The organism is Rhizobacter sp. (assembly GCF_046595475.1).
GTDB lineage: Bacteria > Pseudomonadota > Gammaproteobacteria > Burkholderiales > Burkholderiaceae_C > Rhizobacter.
Window position 1 is genome coordinate 34,511 of record NZ_JBKJOQ010000098.1, and the last position, 23,415, is coordinate 57,925.

Below are 23,415 nucleotides of genomic sequence, written 5' to 3' on the forward strand. Positions count from 1 at the left end.
TAGCGCCGCGATGGACCACAACTTTCTGTCGGCCTTCATCTTGCTGCTGTTGGTGCTCGACCCCTTGGGCAGCCTGCCCGTGTTCATTCCGGTGATGCGCCAGGTGGCGCGCGAGCGGCGGCGCTGGGTGGCATTGCGTGAGGTGGGCATCGCGTTCGCGGTGCTGTTCGCCTTCATGTTCCTCGGCGAAGGCTTTTTGAGCGTGATGCACCTTTCGGAGCGCTCACTCGAAGTGGCGGGTGGCGTGATCTTGCTGATGGTGGCCATCCGCATGATCTTCAGCCACGAAGGCAGCGTGTACGGCACGCCTGAAGGCAAAGAGCCGCTGATCTTCCCGCTGGCGGTGCCGCTGCTCGCCGGGCCATCGGCCATGGCGACCGTGCTGCTGCTGGCGTCGCGCCAGCCCGAGCGCATGCTCAGCTGGGTGGGTGCCTTGGCCTGTGCCATGGGGGTCTCGCTGGCGGTGCTGCTGCTGTGCGATCGCATACGCCGCTGGGTGGGCGACTCGGTGGTGTCGGCAGTCGAGAAACTGATGGGCCTGGTGCTGACCGCCATTGCGGTCGAGATGATCCTGGCCGGCCTCAAGCGCTACTTTCTCGGCTAGTTTTCAGCGCACAAAGAAAAACGGCCGGTCTTTCGACCGGCCGTTTCTCATGCTTGGCTTGCTGATCGGGAGATCAGAAGTTGTGGCGAACGCCCAGAGCGGCCGACGAGAAGTCGACGCCTGCAGCGCCTGTTGCGTAGGCTGCAGCGGCCTTGTTGTCGACCTTCGTGTAGAAGGCGTAGACCTTGGTGCGCTTGCTCAGGTTGTAGTTGTAGCCCAGCGTGAATTGCTTGGCGTCGGTGTCTGCAACGCCAGCGACCTTGCCGGCGACGCCGACGTTGGCGTGGAACTCGGAAGCACCCATGGTGTACATGCCCGACAGGCGAACGTTGTTGCGCTTGGTGTCAAGGGCGGTGGTGGTGTTCGTGCCCGAGTCGCGCTCGAAGTAGCCACCAAAGGTAAACGCACCCAGTTCATACAGGCCACGCAGGGTCACGCTCTTGCGCTCGTCCGCCAGGGCTTCGAGACCCAGACCCAGGTGCAGAGGGCCTTGGTCGAAGTTCACGGCGAAGGAACGCTGATGATTGAACGGGACGGGTTGGGCTTGGCCTTCGCCCAGACGGTACTGTGCGTCGAAACGCAGGCCGCCAAAGGTCGGCGAGGTGTACGCCACGGTGTTGATCAGGCTACCGGTCTGCAGCGACAGGAACGACCAGAGCGCGTCAGACGAGGTGCCGGTGTCATGGTTGTGCATGGACACGTAGTCGGCGGTGGCAAAGTAGGCTTCCGAAGCGGGCATGTTGCCCAGACGGATGGCGCCGAACGAAGCATGCGACAGACCGACAGTCGACTCGCGGTTCCAGAATTGCCCGCCGCCGGCCGCGGTGCCGGTGTCGACGTTGAAGCCGTGTTCGAGCACGAAGTTGGCCTTCAGACCGCCACCCAGATCTTCGGTACCTTTGAAACCGATACGCGAGGCGCTGTCTTGCAGAACGTTCTTGCTGGTATCGCCGATCTTTTGGTGTTCCACAGACTCATTCAAACGACCGTAGACGGTGACCGAGCTTTGAGCCAGAGCCGAACCAGCAGCCACGGTGGACAGGGCGGCGATGAGGAGAGAGCGCTTCATGAGCATTCCTTTTATTGATGTGCGGAGTGAGTACCGCGGGGGGTGTCACGAGGTTGTGCTGTATGCCCGCACAACCGCGGCGTGAGTTTAGGCGTGCCCGTCATGGAAAACCCCGCCCACGTTGCTCTTGCGCAACACGAAATTGTGTGAATCAGATGGTTATCACATGTCAGCGACCGCGTTGGTGCGCGGGGGCTTCCAAGCGTTTTGCAAGCAACGACAGCAGCAGGGTCAGGGCCAGGTACATCACCGAGATGGCGAGGTAAGGCTCCCAATAACGCGAGTACGCGCCGGCGACGGTGCGGGCCGCTAGGGCCAGCTCGCCGAGCCCGATGGCCGAGACCAGCGATGAGTCTTTGATCAGCGTGATGCCTTCGTTCACCAGCGCCGGCAACATGCGCCGAAACGCCTGCGGCAGCACGACGAAGCGCATGGCCTGCGGGTGGGTCAGGCCCAGGCTGTAGCTGGCTTGGGTCTGGCCGAGGTGAATGCTCTGTATGCCGGCGCGGAAGATCTCGGAGATGTACGCCCCCGCGTTCAGGCTGAGGGCCAACGCACCCGAAAAGAATGCGCCGTGAGACTGGCGAAACTCGCGCGCCGCTTCACCCGCCAGCAGCAGTCCGTTGTCTGGATGTATGAGCAAGGGCATGAGCGCAAAGTGCACCAGAAGAATTTGCACGAAGAGCGGCGTGCCGCGGAAGAAAGTGACGTAGGCCAGCGTGACGATGCGCAGTGCGCGCAAGCCGAAGGCCAGCGGTAGCGACGTGGGCTGGGGTGCGTCGCGCGAGCTGCTGATCAGCCCCAGCAGCACGCCCAACACCAAGCCAGAGCAAATTGAAACGACGGTGAGCGAGATGGTCATCCACAGGCCGGCCACGAACAAGGGCCCGTAGCCAGCCAGGATCTCCCAGCGCAGATCCACCGTCGGTGTCTCGTCTTACTTCGAGGCCGCTGCGGCCGGTGCACCCGCCCCAGTGGGAGCGGCGCCGAAGTACTTGGTGTAGATCTGGTCGTAGCTGCCGTCGGCTCTGATGTCGGCCAGGCCCTTGTTCAGCTTGCCCAGCAGGTCGGCGTTGCCCTTTTTCACCACCAGGCCGTATTGCTCGGGCGCGAAGGCCTTGTCGGCGACGGTCTTGAACTTGCTGCCGGCGTTGTTGGTCACGTAGTTGATGACCACGCCGTTGTCAGCGACCACAGCGTCGACACCCCCGGCTTCCAGCTCTTTCAGGGCCAAGGGTGTGGACTCGAAGCGCTTGATGTTGGCGCTGGTCTTGCCTTGGAGCTTGCTCACCACTTCGTCGCCGGTGGTGCCGGTTTGCACGCCGACCTTGAGCTTTTTGATGTCGTCGAACTTCGAGATCTTGGAGTTGCCCTTGACCGCGATCAGCTGCTGCGCGTCGAAGTAGGGGTTGCTGAAGTCGTTGCTCTGCTTGCGCTCGTCGGTGATGGTCACGGCAGACACGAGCATGTCGCGGTCGCCCTGCTGCAGCGTGTTGAAAATGCCTTCCCACGGCGTGTTGACGAACTTCACTTCGATGCCGGCCTTTTTGGCCACGGCATTGACCACGTCGATGTCGAAGCCGACGATCTCGCCTTTTTCGTTTTGCGACTCGAAGGGTGCGTAAGCGGCATCGGTGCCCACCACGTAGACCTTGGCGGCCGGTGCGGGCGCCGAAGCTGCGGCCATCGGCGCTGCGGGCGGTGCTGGTGTTTCTTCAGCCTTCTTGCCGCAGGCCGAGAGCAGCAGGCCGGTGATCAGCAAGGCGCTGGTTTGCAAAAAGCGTCGGGTAGATATGGCGGTCATGGACATCCTCGGATGGGGGCGCGTCGCGCGAAGGGGCACCAGTGTACTGGCGGCATAGACCCCCTTAGCAGCAAGATGCGCGCCATTGGCAAGGCCTGTCAGGTCGACGTGCTGGCGTCCAGCCTGGCCATTTCATCGGCAGTAAACCCAGCGGCTTCGCGTGCCGGCCAGTTGAAGGGCGGGCGCAGCTTCGGGGCCTCATGTCGAAGGGCCAGCTCAGCGTAATGCGCGATCGGGTCCAGCCCATCGCGCTCGCACAGCCAGCGGTACCAGTGGTTGCCGATGGCGACATGGCCCACCTCGTCGCGCAAGATGATGCTGAGGATCTCGACGGCGCGCCCATCACCGGCGCGGCCGAACTTGGCTTGCAGCGGCGGTGTGGCATCAAGCCCGCGGGCTTCGAGTGTGCGTGGCACCAGTGCCATGCGCGCGACCACGTCGCCGCTGGTGCGCTGGGTCATCAGCCACAGCCCGTCGTGGGCATCGAAGTCACCGTAGTCGTGGCCTAGGCTTTGCAGGTGCTCGCGCAGCAGGCTGAAGTGCAGCGCCTCTTCGCTGGCCACGCGCAACCAGTCGACGTAGAAGGCCACGGGCATGTCGGCGAAGCGAAACGCGGCGTCTAGCGCCAGGTTGATGGCGTTGAACTCAATGTGCGCGATGGCATGGATCAGCGCGGCCCGGCCTTCGGGCGTAAAGGGCGTGCGCGAGGGCACTTGCCGAGGCGGCAGCAGGGCCGGGCGCGCCGGGCGGCCCGGCAGGCCGGGCGGGGCATTGATGGTTGCGAGCGGGTCGATCAGATGGCTGTTGAGCCCAGCGAACAAGGCACGTGCTTCAGCTGCCTTCTCGATCGGGTCGCGCAGGCACAAGACCTCCAGGGCGCGGTGTCTTGGGTTCATCCCTAGAATTATCGGCTTCGCACTCAAGACCGCGCCCATGGCCCTCTACCAACTCGGTGACGACACGCCCGACATCGCTGACACCGCCTGGGTCGCCGACAGCGCCCAGGTCATGGGCGCGGTGACACTCGCCGACAACGCGAGCGTGTGGTTTGGGGCCATCCTGCGTGGTGACACCGAGCGCATCACCATCGGCAAGAACTCCAACGTGCAAGACGGCACCGTGATCCATGCCGACCATGGCTACCCGGTCACACTGGCCGACAACGTGACGGTGGGCCATCGGGTGATGCTGCACGGCTGCACCATCGGCGAAGGCTCGTTGATCGGCATCGGTGCGGTGGTGCTCAACGGCGCCAAGATCGGCAAGCATTGCCTGGTGGGCGCAAGCGCGCTGATCACCGAAGGTAAAGAGTTCCCCGACGGCTCCATGATCATCGGCTCGCCGGCCAAGGCCGTGCGCCTGCTCACGCCCGAGCAGGTCGAGGGCTTGAAGCGCAGCGCGCTGCACTATGTCGACAACGCCCAGCGATTCAAAGCGGGGCTGAAAAAGATTGCCTGATGAGTGAATTGCACAAGTTTCTGTTCGATGGCCTGCCCGTGCGCGGCCTGCTGGTGCGCCTGACGAATGACTGGCGCGAGGTCTTGCACCGCCGCGAAGTGGCACAAGACGCCTTCCCGCAGCCCGTGCGGGCGCTGCTGGGCGAGATGGCCGCCGCCGGTGTGCTGATGCAGTCCAACATCAAGTTCAATGGCTCGCTGATCATGCAGATCTACGGTGACGGCCCGGTCAAGCTCGCCGTGACCGAGGTGCAGCCCGACCTGTCGTTTCGCGTCACGGCCAAGGTGGTCGGCGAGATGCCTGAAGCGCCGCGGCTCGACACGCTGCTCAATGTGAACGGCGCGGGCCGATGCGCGATCACGCTCGACCCCAAAGACAAGTTTCCCGGCCAGCAGCCTTACCAAGGGGTGGTGGCTTTGCATGGCGATCAACGCGAGCCGCTGCACCACCTGAGCGAGGTGCTGGAGCACTACATGCTGCAGTCGGAGCAGCTTGATACCAAGCTCATCTTGGCGGCCAACGACGACATCGCGGCCGGTTTGCTGATCCAGCGGCTGCCCGTCGAAGGCGTGGGCAATCTCGGGCAGAAGAACGAAGACGAGATCGGCATCAACGAAGCCTACAACCGCATTGCCCACCTCACCGCCACGCTCACGAGCGAAGAATTGCTATCGCTCGATGCCGACACGCTGCTGCGCCGCCTCTATTGGGAAGAGGCGGTCACGCGCTACGAGCCGGTGGCGCCGAGATTCGTTTGCACCTGCTCGCGCGAGCGCGTGGGCAACATGCTCAAGAGCCTGGGGCGCGACGAGGTCGACGGCATCATTGCCGAGCAGCGCAGGGTCGAGATCGCGTGTGACTTCTGCGGCGTGAAGTACCACTTCGACCCGGTGGACGTGGGTGAATTGTTTACGCCTCAAGACCGGCAGCCGCCGGGCTCGGCGACACTCAACTGATCTGCATTGATCTCACCGAACTCACCATTGGGGTACACGACATGGCTTATGCACTGCTGAAGCTGCTGCACCTCGGCTCTGCCGTGGTCTGGATTGGTGGAATGTTCTTTGCGCTGTTCTGCCTGCGGCCTGCGGCGATGACGCTGGAACCACCGGTGCGTGTGCCCTTGATGGCCCAGGCGTTGGGGCGCTTCTTCTCAATCGTGCTGTGGTTGGCGCTGGCGGCGCTCGCCAGTGGCACGGCCATGGTCATGCGCGCGGCGCAGGCTGCGCGCATCACGGGTGCGCCGTTCCACATGCCGGTCGACTGGATGGCCATGGCCGGCCTGGGCGTGCTGATGTTCCTGATCTTCGGCCACATCCGCTTTGCGCTCTACAAGCGCTTGCAGCGTGCGGTCACCGCGCAAGACTGGCCTGCCGGTGGCGCGGCCCTGAGCGAAATTCGCTTCTGGGTAGGCGCGAATCTCGCGCTGGGCACGCTGATCATCGTGGTCGTGGTGCTGGGCGCCGCGACCTGATTCGTTCAGCCGCGGCATGGCAGCAGTTGCCGCTCGCAGCTGGCCTCACCACACCGCTCGCACGTCCACTGCCAGCGCGGAGCCCGCGGGTCTGCTGGCGGCTGCAAGGTCTGCCGTACGGCGGCCAATGCCGAAGCAAGCCTTTCATCGCCTGCGCCACTGATCACCGAGTAAGCCACACCGGCTCTCGCGAGGCTGGTACGAACCAGTGCCGTGACGGGCTCGCGCACATGGGGGCCGTCGCGCTGCAAGCCATCGGCACGCCAGGGCAGATCGAGGGCGGTGAGCAGGGTCAAGCCGTACTCGCGCTGTGACGCTTCGGCTTGTGCATACACGCTGCGATCGGCGAACACCGTCTCGCTGTAGACCGCAATCATCACGGCCGTGGTGTCGGCCACCACCAGCTCGTGCGTCTGCGCGGCCTCGGCAATGCGGCGGGTTTGCTCGGCTGCAATGGCGGCTTGCTCATGCACGTGCGGCGTGCGGCCCTGCAGCTCACAAAACTCGCGCAGGTACTCGCTGACCAGTGTGACGCTGCGGCCTTCTGCACGCAAAGCCGTGGCCAGCTGCGAAGCCACGGTCGTCTTGCCGGTGCTCTCGGCGCCCACGATGGCGATGATGCAGCTCATGTCTTTGCGGCCAGCCGCAGCCAGGCTCGCCAGCCGACGAGCGCCATCGCGATGAAGATGAGGTACAGCACGGTGGTGAGCCACAAACCCTTGTACGCAAACAGCGCCACGCTGACCACGTTGACGATGACCCAGGTGGGCCAGTTCTCCACGTACTTGCGGCCCAGCAGCCATTGGCCGATGAGGCTGGCGGCGGTGGGGAAGGCGTCCCACCAGGGCACGTCGGTGTCGGTGTAGTGCTTTAGAAAGAGACCGATGGCTGGCCAGGTGATGGCCAATATGCCCAGCATCAGCCAGCGGCCCTGCTTGCCCACGGAGCGCACCACAAGCGCCGTGCCATCGGCCTGCGTGCCACGCAGCCACTGCCACCAGCCCCAGCCGGCCACGACGGCAAAGACGATCTGCAGGCTGGCATCGCCGTAGAGCTTGCTGCTGTAGAAGAGCGTGAAGTAGAGCAGGGAGCTGATGATGGCCAGCGGCCAGCCGGCGGGGTTGGCACGGATGTTGAGCACCACCATCGCGATCGCCAGCACAAAGGCCACGATCTCCAGCCAGCTGACCGGGGAGCCCCAGAGCGTAAACGCGGCAGCGAAGAAAGGCTGCAGCGATTGCAGCAGCGCATCCATCCGCAGAGACTAATGTTTGGCGGTCGACACCTGGACGTAAATCTCGTCCGGCTTGACCATGCCCAGCTCGAAGCGGGCCTTCTCTTCCACCATCTCCAGGCCTTCTTTCAGGTCACGCACTTCAGCGGTGATCTGGTCGTTGCGCGCATGGGCGGCTTCGTTGTCGGTCTTCTGGGTTCGCAGCTTGCCTTCAAGCTCCATCACACGCGGCACGCCACCTTTGCCGAACCAGAGTTCGACATGCACCAGCGCCAGCAAGGCGATCAGTGCGAAGGTGACGATCCTCACAGCCAGCTTTAGCGCAAGTTGTAGAACGCTGCGCGGCCCGGGTAGCTGGCCACGTCACCCAGGTCTTCTTCGATGCGAAGCAGCTGGTTGTACTTGGCCATGCGGTCGCTGCGGCTCATGGAACCGGTCTTGATCTGGCCGGCGTTGGTGCCGACCGCAATGTCGGCGATGGTCGAGTCTTCGGTCTCACCCGAGCGGTGCGAGATCACGGCCGTGTAGTTGGCGCGCTTGGCCATCTCGATGGCGGCGAAGGTCTCGGTCAGCGTGCCGATCTGGTTGATCTTGATCAGGATCGAGTTGGCAATGCCCTTCTCGATGCCTTCGCGCAGGATCTTGGTGTTGGTGACGAAGAGGTCGTCGCCCACCAACTGCACTTTCTTGGCCAGGCGTTCGGTCAGGTGCTTCCAGCCTTCCCAGTCGCCTTCGTGCATGCCGTCTTCAATGCTGATGATGGGGTACTTGTCGACCCAGTTGGCCAGCACGTCGGTCCACTCGGGGGCACTCAGCGTGAGGCCTTCGCTGCCCAGCACGTACTTGCCGTCTTTGTAGAACTCGCTGGCTGCGCAGTCGAGGCCGATGGCAATCTGCTCGCCTGCGGTGTAGCCGGCCTTGTCGATGGCTTCCAGAATCATCTGAATGGCCGCTTCGTGGTTGGCCACGCTGGGGGCAAAGCCGCCTTCGTCGCCGACCGCGGTGCTCATGCCCTTTGCGGCGATGATCTTCTTCAGCGCGTGGAACACCTCGGCGCCGTAGCGCACGGCCTCGCGGAAGCTCGGCGCTCCCACGGGAATGATCATCAGCTCTTGCAGGTCGAGGTTGTTGTTGGCGTGCGCGCCGCCGTTGATGACGTTCATCATCGGCACCGGCATCTGCATGGCGCCCGAGCCACCGAAGTAGCGGTACAGCGGCAGGCCGCTTTCTTCGGCCGCAGCGCGTGCCACGGCCATCGAGACGGCCAGCGTAGCGTTGGCGCCGAGGCGGCTCTTGTTTTCGGTGCCGTCGAGGTCAAGCAAGGTGCGGTCGAGAAAGGCTTGCTCCGAGGCGTCGAGCCCGAGCACGGCTTCGCTGATCTCGGTGTTGACGTGTTCAACGGCCTTGAGCACGCCCTTGCCGAGATAGCGGCTCTTGTCGCCGTCGCGCAGCTCAATGGCTTCGCGTGACCCGGTGGACGCGCCCGAGGGCACAGCCGCTCGGCCCATGGTGCCGCTCTCAAGCAGCACGTCGCACTCGACGGTGGGGTTGCCGCGGCTGTCGAGAATCTCGCGGCCGACGATGTCAACAATGGCGCTCATTCAGTCTTCCTCTTCGATGGTTCTAAAAATTCAGCAGGAGAAGTCGTTTTCCAACAGCGGCTGCTTCTTGATCACTCGATCCAGCGCGAGCAACTGCTCGAGTAGGGCCTTCATGTGCTTGAGCGGCACGGCGTTCGGGCCGTCGCTCATGGCATTGTTGGGGTCGGGGTGTGTCTCCATGAACACGCCGGCCACACCGACGGCAATGGCCGCACGCGCCAGCACCGGTACGAACTCACGTTGCCCGCCTGAGCTGGTGCCTTGCCCACCGGGCAATTGCACGGAGTGGGTCGCGTCGAACACCACCGGCGCGCCGGTTTCGCGCATGATGGCCAGCGAGCGCATGTCGCTGACCAGGTTGTTGTAGCCAAAGCTCGCGCCACGCTCACAGGCCATGAAGTTGTCTTCGTTCAGGCCGCGGGCCTTGGCGGCCGCACGCGCCTTGTCGATCACGTTCTTCATGTCATGGGGGCTAAGGAACTGACCCTTCTTGATGTTGACCGGCTTGCCCGACTGCGCCACCGCGTGGATGAAGTCGGTTTGGCGGCACAGAAAGGCAGGCGTTTGCAGCACGTCGACCACCGAGGCCACGGCGGTGATCTCGTCGATGCTGTGCACGTCGGTCAACACCGGCACCTTCAGCTCGCGCTTCACCTTGCCGAGGATCTCTAGGCCCTTTTCCATGCCGGGGCCACGAAAGGTGGTGCCCGACGAGCGGTTGGCCTTGTCGTAGCTGCTCTTGAAGATGAACGGGATGCCGAGCGCTGAAGTCATTTCTTTCAGCGTGCCCGCGACGTCGATCTGCAACTGCTCTGATTCGACAACGCAAGGCCCCGCGATCAAGAAGAAGGGCTTGTCGAGGCCGACGTCGAACCCGCACAGCTTCATGCCGCCACCTTCGCAGTGCGCGACGCTTGATGCGCCAAAGCCGCTTCGATGTACGACCTGAACAGCGGGTGGCCACCCCAAGGCGTGGACTTGAACTCAGGGTGAAACTGCACACCCATGAACCACGGGTGCACGTTGCGCGGCAGCTCCACGATCTCGGTGAGCCTCTCGCGCTGTGTGAGCGCTGAGATCACCAAGCCCGCTTCGGTAAGCTTGTCGAGGTAGTTCACGTTGGCTTCGTAGCGGTGGCGGTGGCGCTCGGTGACCACATCGCCATAGATCTCATGGGCCAGGGTGCCGGGCTTCACGTCGGAGCTTTGCGCGCCCAGGCGCATGGTGCCGCCGAGGTCGGAATTGACGTTGCGCTTTTGGATGGAACCGTCGGCGTCTTGCCACTCTTCGATCAGCGCGATCACGGGGTGCGGCGTGTCGGCTTCGAACTCGGTGCTGTTGGCGTTGGCCAGGCCCGCCTTGTGGCGCGCGTACTCGATGGTGGCCACCTGCATGCCCAGGCAGATGCCCAAGTAGGGCAGCTTGTGCTCGCGGGCAAACTGGGCGGTGAGGATCTTGCCCTCGACGCCGCGCTTACCGAAGCCGCCGGGCACCAGGATGGCGTCGAAGCGCGCGAGCTGGCTCACGTTGGCGGTGGTCAGCGTTTCAGAATCAACGTACTCGATGTTGATCTTGGCGTGGTTCTGGATGCCGGCGTGGCGCAGCGCCTCGTTGAGCGACTTGTACGAGTCCGACAGGTCGGTGTACTTGCCGCACATGCCAATGGTGACCTCGCGCTGCGGGTGCTCCACCTCGCGCACCAGATCGTCCCAGCGTTTCAGGTTTGCGGGCGGCGTGTTGATGCGCAGCTTGTCGCAGATCAGGCCGTCGAGGCCCTGCTCGTGCAGCATGCGCGGCACCTTGTAAATGGTGTCGGCGTCCCACACCGAGATCACGCCCCATTCGGGCACGTTGGTGAAGAGCGAAATCTTCTCGCGCTCTTCGTCGGGAATGGCGCGGTCGGCGCGGCACAAAAGTGCGTCGGGCTGAATGCCGATCTCGCGCATCTTCTGTACCGTGTGTTGGGTGGGTTTGGTCTTCAACTCGCCGGCGGCGGCGATCCAGGGTACGTAGGTCAGGTGCACAAAGGCACAGCTGTTGGGGCCCATGCGCAGGCTCATCTGGCGCACGGCTTCCAAGAAGGGCAGCGACTCGATGTCGCCCACCGTGCCGCCGATCTCGACGATGGCCACATCGACGGCGTGGTCGGTGCCCAGGCCGGCACCGCGCTTCACGAAGTCTTGAATCTCGTTGGTGACGTGTGGAATCACCTGCACCGTCTTGCCGAGGTAGTCACCGCGCCGCTCTTTCTCAAGCACGCTCTTGTAGATTTGCCCGGTGGTGAAGTTGTTGGCCTTCTTCATCTTGGTGGTGATGAAGCGCTCGTAGTGGCCCAGGTCGAGGTCGGTCTCGGCCCCGTCGTCGGTGACGAACACCTCGCCGTGCTGGAAGGGCGACATGGTGCCCGGGTCGACGTTGAGGTAGGGGTCGAGCTTGATGAGGGTGACCTTGAGGCCGCGCGATTCAAGAATCGCTGCAAGCGACGCAGCCGCGATGCCCTTGCCCAGCGAGGACACCACACCGCCGGTGACAAAGACGAACTTGGTCATTGCTGTTGGCACTTGCATGATGCAAATGCGCTGGTGGTAAAGCGCGATTATAGGCGTGCGACTGAGCGCCTTACCCCGGTGCTGACACTGGTTCTTCTGCCAGCGCTTTCAGCCACTTCAGCACTTCGGCGGTCGATTCTTCCGGCCGCTCGAAGGGAAACAGGTGAGAGCCTTCGACCCATGACACCCGGCCCGCGGCCAGGCGCTCGGTGGTCGACATGCCCACCTGCCTCACCTCGGTCGACTGCGTGCCACCCACGAAGGCGAGCGGGCATTTCAGCGGGTGGCGACGCAGGAAGCTGGGAATGTCGTGAGGGAGGGTGTCGTAGATGTCGGTCTCGACTTCGCGGGTGAAGCTCAGGGTGTAGCCGCCGGCTTCGTCGGGCTCTATGCCGCACTCGATGTAGTCGTGCAGCACCTCGGGCGCCCAGCGGGCAAATGAAGCCTTGCTGGCGAAATGGGCATGCGCCGCCTCTTTCGTCGGCCAATGCCTGCGCCGGCCCTTGGAGATGTGGGCCGGTGAGAAGCGCTGGACCAAGCCTGTCATTTTGGCGAGCTGGATGGTGGGTGTGAGCAGGCCGCCAATGATGGGCGAGTCGAGCAGCAGCACGCCGCGGGCGAGGTCGGGGCGCTTGGCTGCGGCCAGCAGGCTCAAGAAGCCGCCCAGCGAGTGGCCGACGAAGAACACCGGCTCCTTCGCGTGCGCTTCGGTGAACTGGAGCAGTTGGTCGCGCAGACGCGGCCAGTGCTGGGTGACCGGGTGCTCTGGGTCGTGGCCGTACTTCTCGACCGCGTGCACGGTGTAGCCGGCTTTGCGCCAAGCTTCGAACAGCACGCGGTAGGTGCCGGCGGGGAAGCTGTTGGCGTGGGAGAACACGATGGTTCCCTGCGCAGCCTTCTTCTTCATCAGATGTTTTTCTCGCTCGAATTCGTGATCTTGCGCATGGGCTCATAGCGGCCCGCTTTCACGCAAAGCGGGAACTCGGTGGCGCTGCCGTCCCAGTGAGGGTCTTCGATCGACTCGAACACCTGGCGCAACTTCTGGCCCCAGCTGTTGCGGATCATGTGGAAATAAGGGTTCTGCTCGTCGATGCACACCAGCTGGTCGCTCTGCAGCTTGTCGGCCTCGTACACCAGCAGGTCAAGGGGTAAGCCTACGGACAGGTTGGACTTGAGCGTGGAGTCCATGGACACCATGGCGCACTTGGCGGCTTCGTCTAGCGGTGTGCTCGGTGTGATCATGCGGTCGAGCACCGGCTTGCCGTACTTCGACTCGCCCACCTGGAAGTAGCAGGTCTCGCGCGTGGCCTCGATGAAGTTGCCCGCCGAGTAAACGAGGAAGAGCCGCATGGCCTCGCCGCCGATCTGCCCGCCGAAGATCATTGAGGCGTTGAAGTCAATGCCGGACTTTTTGAGCGAGGGGCCGTCTTGCTCGTAGATGCGACGCACCGCGCTGCCCAGCACGCGGACGGCGTCAAACATGCTGGTGGCGTTCCAGATGGTGATGGGCGGCTCGTCGCCGTTGTCGAGCTTCTCGACCTGAAGAATCTCGCGCACCGATTGCGAGATCGACAGGTTGCCGGCCGACAGCAGCACCATGAAGCGATCGTCGGGTTTCTCGTAGACCATCATCTTGCGGTAAGTGCTGATCTGGTCGAGGCCGGCGTTGGTGCGCGAGTCGGAAAGAAACACCAACCCGGCGTCGAGTTTGATGCCTACGCAGTAGGTCATGGCTTGCTTTCTTGGGTGGTTTGTGAACACCGTTCGCCCTGAGGTATCGAAGAAGGGCCGCGCTGGGCTTCGATACCTCAGCCCGAACGGGTGGGTGGGTTTGAGAGCGCTTTGAGGCGATACAGGCAATCCAGCGCTTCCTTGGGCGACAGCATATCGGGATTGATCGCGGCCAGCGCCTTGTCCACTGCCGAGGTATCGGCTTCAACCATCGGTGCCGGTGCGGCAAAGAGGTCGATCTGCTTGTCGCTCGATTTCTGTTGCGCCTCCAGTGCTTCGAGCGCAGCACGCGCCTGGCGCACCAGCGTGCCGGGCATGCCGGCGAGGCGGGCCACTTGCACGCCGTAACTGCGGCTTGCAGGGCCGGCTTGTATGTCGTGCAGGAAGACGATGTCGTCGCCACTCTCGGCAGCCGACACGTGCACATTCAAGGCGCGCTCGTGCTTGAGCGGAAACTCGGTCAGCTCGAAGTAGTGCGTTGCGAAGAGCGTGAAGGCGCGGTTGCGCTCATGCAGATGGCTGGCAATCGCGCCGGCCAGCGCCAGCCCGTCGAAGGTTGACGTGCCGCGGCCGATCTCGTCCATCAACACCAGCGACTGTTCGCTTGCGCCGTGGATGATGGCGGCGGCCTCGGTCATCTCGAGCATGAAGGTTGACTGTGCGTTGGCCAGGTCGTCGGCCGCGCCGATGCGGGTGTGGATGGCGTCTATGGGCCCGAGCCTGCAGACCGTGGCCGGCACGAATGAGCCCACCGCGGCCAGCAGCACGATCAGCGCCACCTGGCGCATGAAGGTGCTCTTGCCGCCCATGTTGGGGCCGGTGATGACGAGCATCTTGCGCGTGGCGTCGAGCCGGCAGTCGTTGGCCATGAAGTTGCCGGCACCGGTCTCGGCGAGCCGTGCTTCGACCACCGGGTGTCGGCCCGCTTCGATGTCGATACAAGGCTCGCGCACGAACAGCGGGCGGCACCAGTTGAGCGTGGTCGCGCGCTCGGCCAACGCGGTGAGAGCGTCCAGGCTGGCCAGCGCGCGGGCCAGGCCGCTCAGCTCGTCGAGGTGCGCTTGCAGCTGGTCAACCACCGCTTCGTACAGCATCTTTTCGCGTGCCAGCGAGCGGTCTTGCGCCGACAGCGCCTTGTCTTCAAACGCCTTGAGCTCGGGGGTGATGAAGCGCTCGGCGCTCTTCAGCGTCTGGCGGCGCTGGTAATCGCTGGGCACCTTGCTGGCCTGGCCTTGCGTGACCTCGATGTAGAAGCCGTGCACCTTGTTGTACTGCACGCGAAGGTTGGGGATACCGGTGCGGGTACGCTCGCGCGCTTCCATGTCGAGCAGGTAGGCGTCGCAGTTCTGGCTGATGCCGCGCAGCTCGTCGAGCTGGGTGTCGTAGCCGGGGGCGATCACGCCGCCATCGCGCAGCAGCACCGAAGGTTCTTCGGCGATGGCTGCGCGCAGCAGGGCTTCGATGGCGGCCGGCGGGCTCAGCGCCTCGGCCAGCATGTCGAGCAGCAGCGCCTGGCCGGGCGGCACCAGCGTGCGCAAGGCGGGCAGGCCTTGCAGCGTGGCGCGCAGGCCGGTCAGCTCGCGGGGCCGCACCTGGCGCAGCGCCACGCGGGCGGTGATGCGCTCAACGTCGCTCACATGGCGCAAGGCTTCGCGCAGCGGCTCGGGTGAAGTGGCTATCAGCACTTGCACGGCATCGTGCCGCTGCGTGGCCACCTGGCGCTCGCGCAATGGGTGGGTGAGCCATTGGCGCAGGGCGCGGCTGCCCATGCCGGTGCGGCAGGTGTCGAGCAAGGAAAGCAGGGTGGGCGCATCGTCGCCGCGCAGGGTTTGCGTGAGCTCTAGGTTGCGGTGCGTGGTGGGTGGCAGGTCGAGCAAATCGCTGGCGCGTTCAACGGTCAGTGTGCGCACATGGGCCAGCGCTTGGCCTTGGGTGTGCTCGGCGTAGCTCAGCAGGGCGGCGGCAGCGGCTTGCGCGACGCTCATGTCTTGTGCGTTGAAGCCGCCGAGGCTGGCCACCCGAAGTTGCTCGCACAGCTTGCGCTGGCCTAGCGCGGTGTCGAATTGCCATGCTGGGCGATTTGTCAGCGCCATCCTTGACGACGCTAGAGCGTGCGCCAGCACCGCCGGGACCTGATCGCGGTCAACCAGCGCTTCGGCCGCGTTGAGCCGCGCCAGCCAGCCGGCCAGCTCGCGCTCGTGGCATTCGGTCATGCCGAGCTGGCCGTTGGACAAGCCCAGCCACGCCAGGCCATAGGTGACCACGCCACGCTTGGTCTGTTGCGACACCGCCAGCAGCAGCGCATCGCGCTTGTCGGCCAGCAGCTCCGAGTCGGTGACGGTGCCGGGCGTGACCACGCGCACCACTTTGCGCTCGACCGGCCCCTTGGCTGTGGCCACGTCGCCCACTTGCTCGGCAATGGCCACGGGTTCGCCCAGCTTGATGAGCTTGGCGAGGTAGCTCTCGACTGAGTGCACCGGCACGCCCGCCATCACCACCGGCTCACCGCCGCTTTGGCCGCGCTGCGTCAGCGTGATGTCGAGCAGCTTGTTGGCGCGGCGGGCGTCGTCGAAGAAAAGCTCGTAGAAGTCACCCATGCGGTAGAACACCAGGGTGTCGGGGTGCTCTGCCTTGATGCGCAGGTACTGCTGCATCATGGGGGTGTGGTGAGAAAGGTCGGGGGCCAGGGTCGCGGAGTTCATGCGGGGGTGGTGATCACCAAAGAGAGAGCGCCAGGGTCAGCGCTTATTGTCGTGCAGTCGTCCATCGGTAACATCGCCGCTTTTCGACAGCCCACAACAAGAGGAGACGCCATGACCCGTCGCCATGCATTCGCTGCCGCTTTGCTAAGCCTGCTCATGGCCGGCTCGGTTTTCGCGCAGGGCAAGACCCTGCTGCGCATCTCCACCCCTGCCGTGCCTGATGACTGGCACGCCAAGATGTGGACGGTGTTCAAAGACGAGCTCGAGAAGTCGGCGCCCGGCCAGTTCGAGGTGCAGATCCACCTCAACGGCTCTCTTTTCAAGCAAGGCGCAGAGTCCACCGCCATGGCGCGCGGCAGCCTGGAGCTGGCGGCCATGTCGGCGCAAGACATCGCGAAGATCCTGCCCGAGTACTCCATCTACACCGCGGGCTACCTGATCCGCGACCCCGATCACCAGAAGAAGGTGTTCAACGGCCCCATCGGTGCCGAGCTGGCGAAAGATGTGGCCGCGAAGATGGACGTGCAGCTGCTCACCGTGGCCTACCTCGGCACGCGCCAGCTGGCGTTGCGCGAGCCGCGCAAGGTCAGCACGCCTGCCGACCTGAAAGGCGTGAAGCTGCGCATGCCAGCCACCAAAGAATGGTTGTTCCTCGGCGATGCGCTAGGTGCCACCGCCACACCGCTCGCGTTTGGTGAGGTGTACCTGGCGCTCAAGACCGGCACCATCGACGGCGAAGACAACCCGCTGCCCACCGTGCGCTCGGCGAAGTTTTACGAAGTCACCAAGCAGATCGTGATGACCAGCCACCTGGTCGACGGCCTTTTCATTGCCATCGCCAGCAAAACCTGGAACGGGCTCAAGCCGGAGCAGCAGGCCAAGCTGCGCGCCGCTGCATTGGCGGCTGCCAAGTACAACGACGACAACCGCATGCAAGACGAGATTCAGCTGGTCAACTTTTTCAAGAAGGAAGGGCTGGAGGTCAGCACGCCCGACGTGAGCGCCTTCCGCCAGGCCGTGCAGGCGAAGTACCTGGCCTCCGACCTGGCCAAGGGCTGGCCGTCGGGGCTGCTGGAACGCATCAACAACGTCAAGTAGGCAATGCGCAAGCGTTTGCAGCAGGCCGCCGAGGCGCTGGCGGCCGGCATTTTCGCGCTCTTGTTCCTGACGTTCGTCGTGCAGGTAGGGGCGCGTTTCATCTTCAACCGGCCGCTCGCTTGGTCTGATGAGCTGGTCGTCATCCTCTACATCGCGATGGTGTTCTGGTCAGCCGCCACCTTGCTCAAAGAGCGCCAGCACGTGATGTTCGATCTGGTGTACGCCATGCTGCCGCCCAAGGGCAAGCGTGCAGTTGGCTTGGCGGGCGCCGCGCTGATGGTGGGCTTGATGGGCGTCTTGCTGCCCTATGCATTCGACTACGTGCGCTTCATGCACCGCGAGCCCACGGCGGTGTTGGGCGTGCCGTTTTCCATCGTGTTTGCGCCTTTCCTCATTTTTGTGCTGGCGCTGGTGCTGATGTACTTGCACAAAGGCTGGAAGCTGCTGCGCCCGGGCTGGCAGGAGCTGCTGTGAGCCTGGCGCTCGGTGTGCTCTTGATGATGCTGGTGGTGACGCTGGTGCTGCGCCTACCCATCGGCTTCGGCATGCTGGCAAGCGGCGTGGCCTATCTGCTGGTGAAAGGCCAAGACGTGGGCCTGGTGGCCGAGCAGGTGCTCAACGGCCTCTACAACAGCTATGTGCTGCTGGCGGTGCCACTCTTCATCTTCGCGGCCAGCATCATGAACTCGGGCAGCATCAGCGAGCGCCTGTTCGACTTTGCGCATGCACTGGTGGGCCGCGTGCGCGGCGGCCTGGCGCATGTCAACGTGATCGTCAGCGTGATCTTTTCGGGCATGAGCGGCAGCGCCATAGCCGACGCCGCAGGCCCGGGCATCGTGAGCATCCGCATGATGACCAAGCACGGGTACTCGGCGGCATTTTCGGGCGCGCTCACTGCGGCGTCATCGACTATCGGGCCCATCATTCCGCCCTCGATTCCGCTGGTGATCTATGCGCTGGTGTCAGGCACTTCGGTGGGCGCGCTGTTTCTCGGCGGCGTGATCCCCGGGCTCTTGATGGCTGCCGCGCTGATGATCTGCGTGCAGCTCGTTGCCAAGCGGCGAAACCTGCCGCGCAGCGAGGCCTTGCCGAAAGGCGAGCTGCCGCGCGCGCTGGTGCGTGGCTTTCTGCCGTTGACCTTGCCAGTGGTGCTCTTGGGTGGCATCTACAGCGGTGTGTTCACACCCACCGAAGCGGCGGCCGTTGCGGCCTTGTATGCCTTGTTCCTGGCCACGGTGGTGTACCGCGCGTTGAGCTGGCGGCGCTTCTACGAGATCTTGATCGAGTCGTCGAGATCGAGCGCCACCGTGACGTTGATCGTGGCTTCGGCCTTCCTCATCAACTACGCCTTTGCTGCGGAGAACGTGCCGGCCGCGCTGGCCACCTGGCTGGGCAGCTTTCAGCTCTCGCCACTCGGGTTTTTGTTGGGCGTGAACCTGCTGTTGCTGGTGTTGGGCTGCTTTCTCGACACCTCAATCATGCTGCTGGTGCTGGTGCCCATCTTGCTTCCGACCGCGCGGCTGCTGGGCGTTGACCTCGTGCATTTCGGCGTGATGGTGGTGGTCAACATGATGATCGGCATGGTGACGCCGCCCTTCGGGATGCTGCTGTTCGTGATCAACGCGCTGGCGAGCGTGCCGCTGAAGGCCATGATCCGCGAGGCCTGGCTCTTCATCGGCGTGCTGACCGTGGCGTTGTTGATCATCACGCTGTTTCCACAGACGGTGCTGTGGTTGCCGCAGGCCATGGGCTATGCGGGGAAGTGACCGGCGTCAGTCTTCGGCAGGCACCCAGCGCTCGTTCACCAGCAACTCGTGCGGCTTGAATTGCGCCTTGTATGACATCTTGTTGCTCTCGCCGATCCAGTAGCCCAGGTACACGTGTTTGAGCTTGAGCAAACGGGTCTGCTCGATCTGCCACATCACGTTGTAGGTGCCGTAGCTGGTGCGCTCTTCGGGCTCGTAGAAGGTGTAGACCGCTGAGAGACCGTCGTTGAGGATGTCGAGGATGGACACCATCTTGAGCGCTCCCAGCCCGTCGGGCGAGGGCTCGCGAAACTCAACCAAGCGCGAGTTGACGCGGCTTTGCAGCAAGAACTGGGTGTACTGGTCGACGCTGTCGTTGTCCATGCCACCACCGCTGTGGCGGCCAGCCTGGTAGCGCAGGTAGAGCTGGTAGTGCTCGGGCACGAAGCACAGGCGCAGCACGCGGGCCTGCAGGTTGGCGTGCTGTTTGTAGGCGCGGCGCTGGCTGCGGGTGGCCTCGAAGCTCTTGACCGGGATGCGCAGCGGCACGCAGGCGCGGCAGCCATCGCAAAACGGCCGGTAGGTGAACATGCCGCTGCGCCGAAAACCATTGGCGACCAGGCCTGAGTAGGCGTCGGCATGAATCAAGTGGCTGGGCGTGGCCACCTGCGAGCGCGCCATGCGGCCCGCGACATAGCTGCACGGGTAGGGTGCAGTGGCATAGAACTGGATCGATGAGAGCGGGAGCTCTTTCGGGTGGGTCACTGGCCAGGTTCCTGGGGGGGCGCGCCGTGGGTTTCAGAACGATCAGTTTCCAGCTGCGCCCACATCGCAAGATGATAGGACCAATCGCTGATTGAGGGCTCCCTTACACGTGGGGTGATGGCGGTTTCGAAATCGCTGCGCGGGATCTCGCGCGCCCCCAGTGACGCCAGGTGGCCGGTGCGCTGCTGGCAGTCGATCAGAGCGATGCCGTGCGTGCGGCAAAAGCACACCAGTGCGGCCATCGCGATCTTGGAGGCATCGGTGCGGTGCGAAAACATCGACTCGCCGAAAAACATGCGGCCGAGGCTGATGCCGTAGAGGCCGCCGACGAGCTCGCCGTGGATCCAGGTCTCAAAGCTGTGCACCGTGCCCAGCGCATGCCAATCGCAATAGGCGTCAATCATCTCCGGCACGATCCAGGTGCCGCCCTGGCCGTCGCGCGGCGTGCTCGCGCAGGCGGTGATGACGCGGCGAAAAGCGTTGTCGATGCGGATCTCGCAGCGCTTGTCCCAGGCAAAATGCTTCACCGTCTTGCGCAGAGAGCGTGACAGCTTGAACTCGTCGACGTACAGCACCATGCGCGGGTCGGGTGACCACCACAAGATGGGCTGGCCTTCGCTGTACCAGGGGAACACGCCTTTGCTGTAAGCCTCGACGAGGCGCTCGGGTGTGAGCTCGCCGCCCGCAGCCAGCAGGCCGGGTGCGTCAGAGCCGGCAGGCAGCGCCAGCCGTGTGTCGGGCAGGGGGTCTAGCGGGTGGCGCAGCCACGGGATCATGCGTGTTCGTCCGTGCCAGAACCCAGATACCTCAGCCTGAGCGGCTTGCTCATTCGGTGCAGGCTTGAGTTGCCGCCACCGGCTTCTTCTGCATCAGCATCACCCCATGCCGCACCGCCACGATCTCGGCCAGGATAGACACCGCAATCTCGGCCGGCGTGCGCCCACCCAGGTCGAGCCCGATGGGGCCATGAAGGCGGCTGATTTCTTGTGCCGACAGGTCGAAGAGCGCCAGCCGCTCGCGGCGCTTGGCGGTGTTGCTGCGCGAGCCCAGGGCGCCCACGTAGAAGGCGGGCGATTTGAGCGCTTCGAGCAAAGCCATGTCGTCCAGCTTGGGGTCGTGCGTGACGGCCACCACCGCGCTGTGCGGGTCTAGCTGCAGCTCGACCACGAGGTCGTCGGGCATGGCCCGGCTGAAGGTGGTGCCGGGCACGTCCCAGCTGAGGTGGTATTCCTCGCGCGGGTCGCAGCAGATCACCTCGAAGTCGAGCGCCAAGGCCATTTGCGCCAGCACACGCGAGAGCTGCCCCGCGCCGATGACGAGCATGCGCCAGCGCGGTCCGAAAAGCGCGCGCAGCACTTGTCCGTCGAAGCTGAACTCTTCGCCGCGTGTGGCGGCTTCCACGCGCACCTCGCCGGTGCGCAACTCAAGGCAGCGTGCCACCAGCTCGTGCCGGTGTGTGCGGGCCAAGACCTCGTCGATCCATGCCAGGTCTCTGAGTGGCTCTTGCACCAGGCGCAGGTTGCCGCCGCAAGGCAGGCCGAAGCGGGCGGCTTCTTCCTTGGTGACGCCGTAGGTCACGAGCGAGGGGTGGTTGACTTGGTCACCGGCGCGCACACGCTCGATCAGGTCGTCTTCCACGCAACCGCCCGACACCGAGCCCACCACCTGCCCGTCCTCTCGCATGGCGAGCAGGGCGCCCGGCGGGCGAGGGGCTGAGCCCCAGGTTTCGATGACGGTGACCAGCCGCACGGCGTGGCCATCGGCGTGCCACTGGCGCGCCTGGGTCAAAACTTGGAGATCGAGGCTGTCCATCGAGAGGGCTCCGGAAGGTCGGGTCATGGTATCGCGCAGGGCAGGGGCACACAGCACGAGCTTTCCCGATCAGCAGACGCCGTACTACTTGAGAGTAGTTTGTTGAATAAACTACTTTTAAGTGGTAATATTGAAGAACTACTTTAAGATAGTAAAAATGAAATACCCTGTCGACACCCCTCAGCAGCTGCGCAGCGTGCTGCGCGCCCTGCGCCAATCCCGTCAGCTCACCCAGGCCGAGCTCGGTGAGCGCATGGGCGTCAACCAGAAACGCATTGCCCGCATCGAGGCCGTGCCGGGGGTCACGAGCTTCGACCAGATCGCGCGCATGGTGGCCAGCATGGGCTGCAGGCTGGTGATCGAAGAAACCCAGGGCGTTGCCGAGCCGAGCAAAGGCGCCACATGGTGACTGCGGTGCGCAAGGCGCTGCCTGCGCTTGCCATCTGGATGAACGGCCAGCATGTGGGCGAGTGGGAGCGCGCGGCGGGTGAACACCGCTTTCGCTACGACGACGAGTGGCTGCTGTCGCCTGCGGCGCGCGTGCTGTCGCTTTCCATGCCCTTCACGCCGGGCAACGCGCCTCACCGTGGGCTGGTGGTGCAGAACTACTTCGACAACCTGCTACCCGACAACGACACCATTCGCCAGCGCTTGCGCGAGAAGTTTGCCGCCGCCTCAGCCCAGGCCTTCGATCTGCTGCAGGCCATAGGCCGCGAGTGTGTGGGTGCCATACAAATCTTGCCGCTAGGCCAGTCACCCAAGGGCTACAACCGCATCGAATGCGAGCCACTCGACGAGGCGGGGGTAGAGCGCGCGATTGCTGCAGCATTGAGCGGCGCGCGCGTGCTGGGTCAGCGTGATGACGACGAGTTCCGCATCTCGATTGCTGGCGCGCAAGAGAAGACGGCGCTGTTGTTTCACGAAGGGCGCTGGTGCCGCCCGATGGGTGCCACGCCCACCACGCACATCGTGAAGCTGCCGCTGGGCCTGGTGGGCAACCTGCAGGCCGACATGCACGAATCGGTGGAGAACGAATGGCTGTGCGCGCAGATCATGAATGCCTTTGGCCTGCCCACTGCTCAGTGCAGCATCACTACCTTCGGCGCGCGCAAGGTGCTGATGGTCGAGCGCTTCGACCGGGCGCTGCAGCCCGCTGCGCGCGGCAAAGCCTGGATCGCCCGCTTGCCACAAGAAGACTTCTGCCAGGCGCTGGGCGTGGCCGGCTCGCACAAGTACGAAGCCGATGGCGGCCCGGGCATGCGCGACATCCTGCGCGTGCTCGACGCGAGCGTGAATGCAGATGCCGACAAGCGCGCCTTCGTCAAAGCGCAGATGGTGTTCTGGCTGCTTGCGGCCACAGACGGCCATGCCAAGAACTTCTCTCTCTTCCACGACCGCGGCGGCGGCTACCGCCTCACGCCGTTCTACGACGTGCTTTCAGCCTGGCCCATTGTGGGCACCGGCGCGAACCAGATGAGTGGGCAGAAGGCGAGGCTGGCGATGGCAGTGCGCAACAAGAACGCGCACTGGAAGTTGGCTGAGATCTTGCCGCGGCACTGGGATGCGGTCGCCAGGCAGGCGGGGCTGGGGGATGCGGCGGGGTTGCGTGAGGAGATCGTGGAGGCGGTCGACGGGGTGGTGGGGCGGGTGTCGGCTGCGTTGCCCCAAGGCTTTCCGGCGCGGGTGGCTGAGGTCGTGTTTGCGGGGATGAGGGCGGGGGCGTTGCGGTTGGGGAAGGGATGAGGGTTGGCGCGGCCTATGCCGCACGA

The 23,415-nt window shown here is 64.2% G+C and carries 25 protein-coding genes; 9 read left to right on the plus strand and 16 right to left on the minus strand.

Translation table 11 applies throughout. The annotated features are described in order from the left end of the window. The first annotated feature begins 10 nt into the window (after window positions 1-10). Window positions 11-604, plus strand: coding sequence for a MarC family protein (locus AC30QB_RS18265; protein WP_489547686.1), 594 nt, complete (start codon window positions 11-13; stop codon window positions 602-604). A 73-nt stretch (window positions 605-677) separates the two neighbouring features. Here AC30QB_RS18265 and AC30QB_RS18270 read toward each other — a convergent pair whose 3' ends face one another. The 4 genes from AC30QB_RS18270 to AC30QB_RS18285 all read right to left on the minus strand — a co-directional run bounded on the left by AC30QB_RS18270 (window position 678) and on the right by AC30QB_RS18285 (window position 4,373). After that, window positions 678-1,679: a porin gene (locus AC30QB_RS18270; protein WP_489547687.1), complete on the minus strand. Its 1,002-nt coding sequence runs from the start codon at window positions 1,677-1,679 to the stop codon at window positions 678-680. 163 nt (window positions 1,680-1,842) lie between these two features. Next, complete coding sequence (locus AC30QB_RS18275) at window positions 1,843-2,595, minus strand: amino acid ABC transporter permease (protein ID WP_489547688.1); 753 nt, start codon at window positions 2,593-2,595, stop codon at window positions 1,843-1,845. Between the two features lie 15 nt (window positions 2,596-2,610). Continuing rightward, window positions 2,611-3,477, minus strand: coding sequence for a basic amino acid ABC transporter substrate-binding protein (locus AC30QB_RS18280; protein ID WP_489547689.1), 867 nt, complete (start codon window positions 3,475-3,477; stop codon window positions 2,611-2,613). A 98-nt stretch (window positions 3,478-3,575) separates the two neighbouring features. After that, entirely contained in the window at window positions 3,576-4,373 is a 798-nt protein-coding gene (locus AC30QB_RS18285) for a ferritin-like domain-containing protein (protein WP_489547690.1), read from the minus strand. 37 nt (window positions 4,374-4,410) lie between these two features. Here AC30QB_RS18285 and AC30QB_RS18290 point away from each other — a divergent pair, with 37 nt between their 5' ends. From AC30QB_RS18290 to AC30QB_RS18300, 3 genes are read left to right on the plus strand one after another with little or no spacing between them, the layout of a single operon-like run. Further along, window positions 4,411-4,935 carry a gamma carbonic anhydrase family protein gene (locus AC30QB_RS18290; protein WP_489547691.1) on the plus strand — a complete coding sequence of 175 codons (525 nt, stop codon included), beginning with the start codon at window positions 4,411-4,413 and terminating at the stop codon, window positions 4,933-4,935. Continuing rightward, the gene (gene hslO, locus AC30QB_RS18295; protein ID WP_489547692.1) at window positions 4,935-5,891 is read left to right on the plus strand and encodes an Hsp33 family molecular chaperone HslO; all 957 of its coding nucleotides are present in this window, start codon (window positions 4,935-4,937) and stop codon (window positions 5,889-5,891) included. The genes AC30QB_RS18290 and hslO overlap by 1 nt, the downstream gene beginning before the upstream one ends. 41 nt (window positions 5,892-5,932) lie before the next feature. Then, the gene (locus AC30QB_RS18300) at window positions 5,933-6,409 is read left to right on the plus strand and encodes a CopD family protein (protein ID WP_489547693.1); all 477 of its coding nucleotides are present in this window, start codon (window positions 5,933-5,935) and stop codon (window positions 6,407-6,409) included. Between the two features lie 5 nt (window positions 6,410-6,414). Here the strand turns inward: AC30QB_RS18300 and AC30QB_RS18305 are convergent, their stop codons facing one another. The 9 genes from AC30QB_RS18305 to mutS all read right to left on the minus strand — a co-directional run bounded on the left by AC30QB_RS18305 (window position 6,415) and on the right by mutS (window position 16,226). Then, window positions 6,415-7,038 carry an AAA family ATPase gene (locus tag AC30QB_RS18305; protein WP_489547694.1) on the minus strand — a complete coding sequence of 208 codons (624 nt, stop codon included), beginning with the start codon at window positions 7,036-7,038 and terminating at the stop codon, window positions 6,415-6,417. Beyond that, the gene (gene pnuC, locus AC30QB_RS18310; RefSeq protein WP_489547695.1) at window positions 7,035-7,664 is read right to left on the minus strand and encodes a nicotinamide riboside transporter PnuC; all 630 of its coding nucleotides are present in this window, start codon (window positions 7,662-7,664) and stop codon (window positions 7,035-7,037) included. Before pnuC ends, AC30QB_RS18305 begins: the two co-directional genes overlap by 4 nt. Window positions 7,665-7,673: 9 nt before the next feature. Beyond that, window positions 7,674-7,958 carry a cell division protein FtsB gene (ftsB, locus tag AC30QB_RS18315; protein WP_489547719.1) on the minus strand — a complete coding sequence of 95 codons (285 nt, stop codon included), beginning with the start codon at window positions 7,956-7,958 and terminating at the stop codon, window positions 7,674-7,676. 2 nt (window positions 7,959-7,960) lie between these two features. Then, complete coding sequence (eno, locus tag AC30QB_RS18320) at window positions 7,961-9,244, minus strand: phosphopyruvate hydratase (protein ID WP_489547696.1); 1,284 nt, start codon at window positions 9,242-9,244, stop codon at window positions 7,961-7,963. A gap of 30 nt (window positions 9,245-9,274) precedes the next feature. Then, window positions 9,275-10,132 carry a 3-deoxy-8-phosphooctulonate synthase gene (kdsA, locus tag AC30QB_RS18325; protein ID WP_489547697.1) on the minus strand — a complete coding sequence of 286 codons (858 nt, stop codon included), beginning with the start codon at window positions 10,130-10,132 and terminating at the stop codon, window positions 9,275-9,277. Beyond that, window positions 10,129-11,793 (minus strand): CTP synthase, encoded by a 1,665-nt coding sequence (gene pyrG, locus AC30QB_RS18330; protein ID WP_489547698.1) that lies wholly within the window; start codon window positions 11,791-11,793, stop codon window positions 10,129-10,131. The genes kdsA and pyrG overlap by 4 nt, the downstream gene beginning before the upstream one ends. Window positions 11,794-11,863: 70 nt before the next feature. Then, on the minus strand, window positions 11,864-12,700 hold the full coding sequence (locus AC30QB_RS18335; RefSeq protein ID WP_489547699.1) for an alpha/beta fold hydrolase: 837 nt from the start codon (window positions 12,698-12,700) through the stop codon (window positions 11,864-11,866). Further along, window positions 12,700-13,524, minus strand: a complete 825-nt coding sequence (locus AC30QB_RS18340) for a proteasome-type protease (protein WP_489547700.1) — start codon at window positions 13,522-13,524, stop codon at window positions 12,700-12,702. The genes AC30QB_RS18335 and AC30QB_RS18340 overlap by 1 nt, the downstream gene beginning before the upstream one ends. A gap of 77 nt (window positions 13,525-13,601) precedes the next feature. Next, window positions 13,602-16,226 carry a DNA mismatch repair protein MutS gene (mutS, locus tag AC30QB_RS18345; protein WP_489547701.1) on the minus strand — a complete coding sequence of 875 codons (2,625 nt, stop codon included), beginning with the start codon at window positions 16,224-16,226 and terminating at the stop codon, window positions 13,602-13,604. A gap of 111 nt (window positions 16,227-16,337) precedes the next feature. Between mutS and AC30QB_RS18350 the strand changes: the two genes are divergently transcribed. Genes AC30QB_RS18350 through AC30QB_RS18360 form a run of 3 tightly spaced genes read left to right on the plus strand, consistent with a single transcriptional unit; the run spans window position 16,338 to window position 19,090 of the window. Then, complete coding sequence (locus tag AC30QB_RS18350; protein WP_489547702.1) at window positions 16,338-17,324, plus strand: sialic acid TRAP transporter substrate-binding protein SiaP; 987 nt, start codon at window positions 16,338-16,340, stop codon at window positions 17,322-17,324. A 3-nt stretch (window positions 17,325-17,327) separates the two neighbouring features. Then, the gene (locus AC30QB_RS18355) at window positions 17,328-17,798 is read left to right on the plus strand and encodes a TRAP transporter small permease (protein ID WP_489547703.1); all 471 of its coding nucleotides are present in this window, start codon (window positions 17,328-17,330) and stop codon (window positions 17,796-17,798) included. Further along, window positions 17,795-19,090, plus strand: a complete 1,296-nt coding sequence (locus AC30QB_RS18360) for a TRAP transporter large permease (protein WP_489547704.1) — start codon at window positions 17,795-17,797, stop codon at window positions 19,088-19,090. The genes AC30QB_RS18355 and AC30QB_RS18360 overlap by 4 nt, the downstream gene beginning before the upstream one ends. Before the next feature lie 6 nt (window positions 19,091-19,096). Here AC30QB_RS18360 and AC30QB_RS18365 read toward each other — a convergent pair whose 3' ends face one another. From AC30QB_RS18365 to AC30QB_RS18375, 3 genes are read right to left on the minus strand one after another with little or no spacing between them, the layout of a single operon-like run. After that, the gene (locus AC30QB_RS18365) at window positions 19,097-19,834 is read right to left on the minus strand and encodes an arginyltransferase (RefSeq protein ID WP_489547705.1); all 738 of its coding nucleotides are present in this window, start codon (window positions 19,832-19,834) and stop codon (window positions 19,097-19,099) included. After that, window positions 19,831-20,610 carry a leucyl/phenylalanyl-tRNA--protein transferase gene (gene aat, locus AC30QB_RS18370; protein ID WP_489547706.1) on the minus strand — a complete coding sequence of 260 codons (780 nt, stop codon included), beginning with the start codon at window positions 20,608-20,610 and terminating at the stop codon, window positions 19,831-19,833. The genes AC30QB_RS18365 and aat overlap by 4 nt, the downstream gene beginning before the upstream one ends. A gap of 49 nt (window positions 20,611-20,659) precedes the next feature. Continuing rightward, on the minus strand, window positions 20,660-21,646 hold the full coding sequence (locus tag AC30QB_RS18375) for an XdhC family protein (RefSeq protein ID WP_489547720.1): 987 nt from the start codon (window positions 21,644-21,646) through the stop codon (window positions 20,660-20,662). Between the two features lie 157 nt (window positions 21,647-21,803). Here AC30QB_RS18375 and AC30QB_RS18380 point away from each other — a divergent pair, with 157 nt between their 5' ends. Further along, window positions 21,804-22,055, plus strand: coding sequence for a helix-turn-helix domain-containing protein (locus AC30QB_RS18380; protein ID WP_489547707.1), 252 nt, complete (start codon window positions 21,804-21,806; stop codon window positions 22,053-22,055). After that, window positions 22,049-23,389 carry a type II toxin-antitoxin system HipA family toxin gene (locus tag AC30QB_RS18385; protein WP_489547708.1) on the plus strand — a complete coding sequence of 447 codons (1,341 nt, stop codon included), beginning with the start codon at window positions 22,049-22,051 and terminating at the stop codon, window positions 23,387-23,389. The genes AC30QB_RS18380 and AC30QB_RS18385 overlap by 7 nt, the downstream gene beginning before the upstream one ends. The last annotated feature ends 26 nt before the right edge of the window (window positions 23,390-23,415 follow it).

Bases quoted from the DNA above. Each gene is read 5' to 3' on its own strand.
- AC30QB_RS18280 (WP_489547689.1), bottom strand. From the start codon at position 3,477: ATGACCGCCATATCTACCCGACGCTTTTTGCAAACCAGCGCCTTGCTG.
- pnuC (WP_489547695.1), bottom strand. From the start codon at position 7,664: ATGGATGCGCTGCTGCAATCGCTGCAGCCTTTCTTCGCTGCCGCGTTT.
- pyrG (WP_489547698.1), bottom strand. From the start codon at position 11,793: ATGACCAAGTTCGTCTTTGTCACCGGCGGTGTGGTGTCCTCGCTGGGC.
- AC30QB_RS18335 (WP_489547699.1), bottom strand. From the start codon at position 12,700: ATGAAGAAGAAGGCTGCGCAGGGAACCATCGTGTTCTCCCACGCCAAC.
- AC30QB_RS18290 (WP_489547691.1), top strand. From the start codon at position 4,411: ATGGCCCTCTACCAACTCGGTGACGACACGCCCGACATCGCTGACACC.
- AC30QB_RS18285 (WP_489547690.1), bottom strand. From the start codon at position 4,373: ATGAACCCAAGACACCGCGCCCTGGAGGTCTTGTGCCTGCGCGACCCG.
- AC30QB_RS18300 (WP_489547693.1), top strand. From the start codon at position 5,933: ATGGCTTATGCACTGCTGAAGCTGCTGCACCTCGGCTCTGCCGTGGTC.
- AC30QB_RS18375 (WP_489547720.1), bottom strand. From the start codon at position 21,646: ATGGACAGCCTCGATCTCCAAGTTTTGACCCAGGCGCGCCAGTGGCAC.
- AC30QB_RS18265 (WP_489547686.1), top strand. From the start codon at position 11: ATGGACCACAACTTTCTGTCGGCCTTCATCTTGCTGCTGTTGGTGCTC.
- aat (WP_489547706.1), bottom strand. From the start codon at position 20,610: ATGATCCCGTGGCTGCGCCACCCGCTAGACCCCCTGCCCGACACACGG.
- mutS (WP_489547701.1), bottom strand. From the start codon at position 16,226: ATGAACTCCGCGACCCTGGCCCCCGACCTTTCTCACCACACCCCCATG.
- hslO (WP_489547692.1), top strand. From the start codon at position 4,935: ATGAGTGAATTGCACAAGTTTCTGTTCGATGGCCTGCCCGTGCGCGGC.
- eno (WP_489547696.1), bottom strand. From the start codon at position 9,244: ATGAGCGCCATTGTTGACATCGTCGGCCGCGAGATTCTCGACAGCCGC.
- AC30QB_RS18355 (WP_489547703.1), top strand. From the start codon at position 17,328: ATGCGCAAGCGTTTGCAGCAGGCCGCCGAGGCGCTGGCGGCCGGCATT.
- AC30QB_RS18340 (WP_489547700.1), bottom strand. From the start codon at position 13,524: ATGACCTACTGCGTAGGCATCAAACTCGACGCCGGGTTGGTGTTTCTT.
- AC30QB_RS18350 (WP_489547702.1), top strand. From the start codon at position 16,338: ATGACCCGTCGCCATGCATTCGCTGCCGCTTTGCTAAGCCTGCTCATG.
- AC30QB_RS18305 (WP_489547694.1), bottom strand. From the start codon at position 7,038: ATGAGCTGCATCATCGCCATCGTGGGCGCCGAGAGCACCGGCAAGACG.
- kdsA (WP_489547697.1), bottom strand. From the start codon at position 10,132: ATGAAGCTGTGCGGGTTCGACGTCGGCCTCGACAAGCCCTTCTTCTTG.
- AC30QB_RS18380 (WP_489547707.1), top strand. From the start codon at position 21,804: ATGAAATACCCTGTCGACACCCCTCAGCAGCTGCGCAGCGTGCTGCGC.
- AC30QB_RS18270 (WP_489547687.1), bottom strand. From the start codon at position 1,679: ATGCTCATGAAGCGCTCTCTCCTCATCGCCGCCCTGTCCACCGTGGCT.
- AC30QB_RS18385 (WP_489547708.1), top strand. From the start codon at position 22,049: ATGGTGACTGCGGTGCGCAAGGCGCTGCCTGCGCTTGCCATCTGGATG.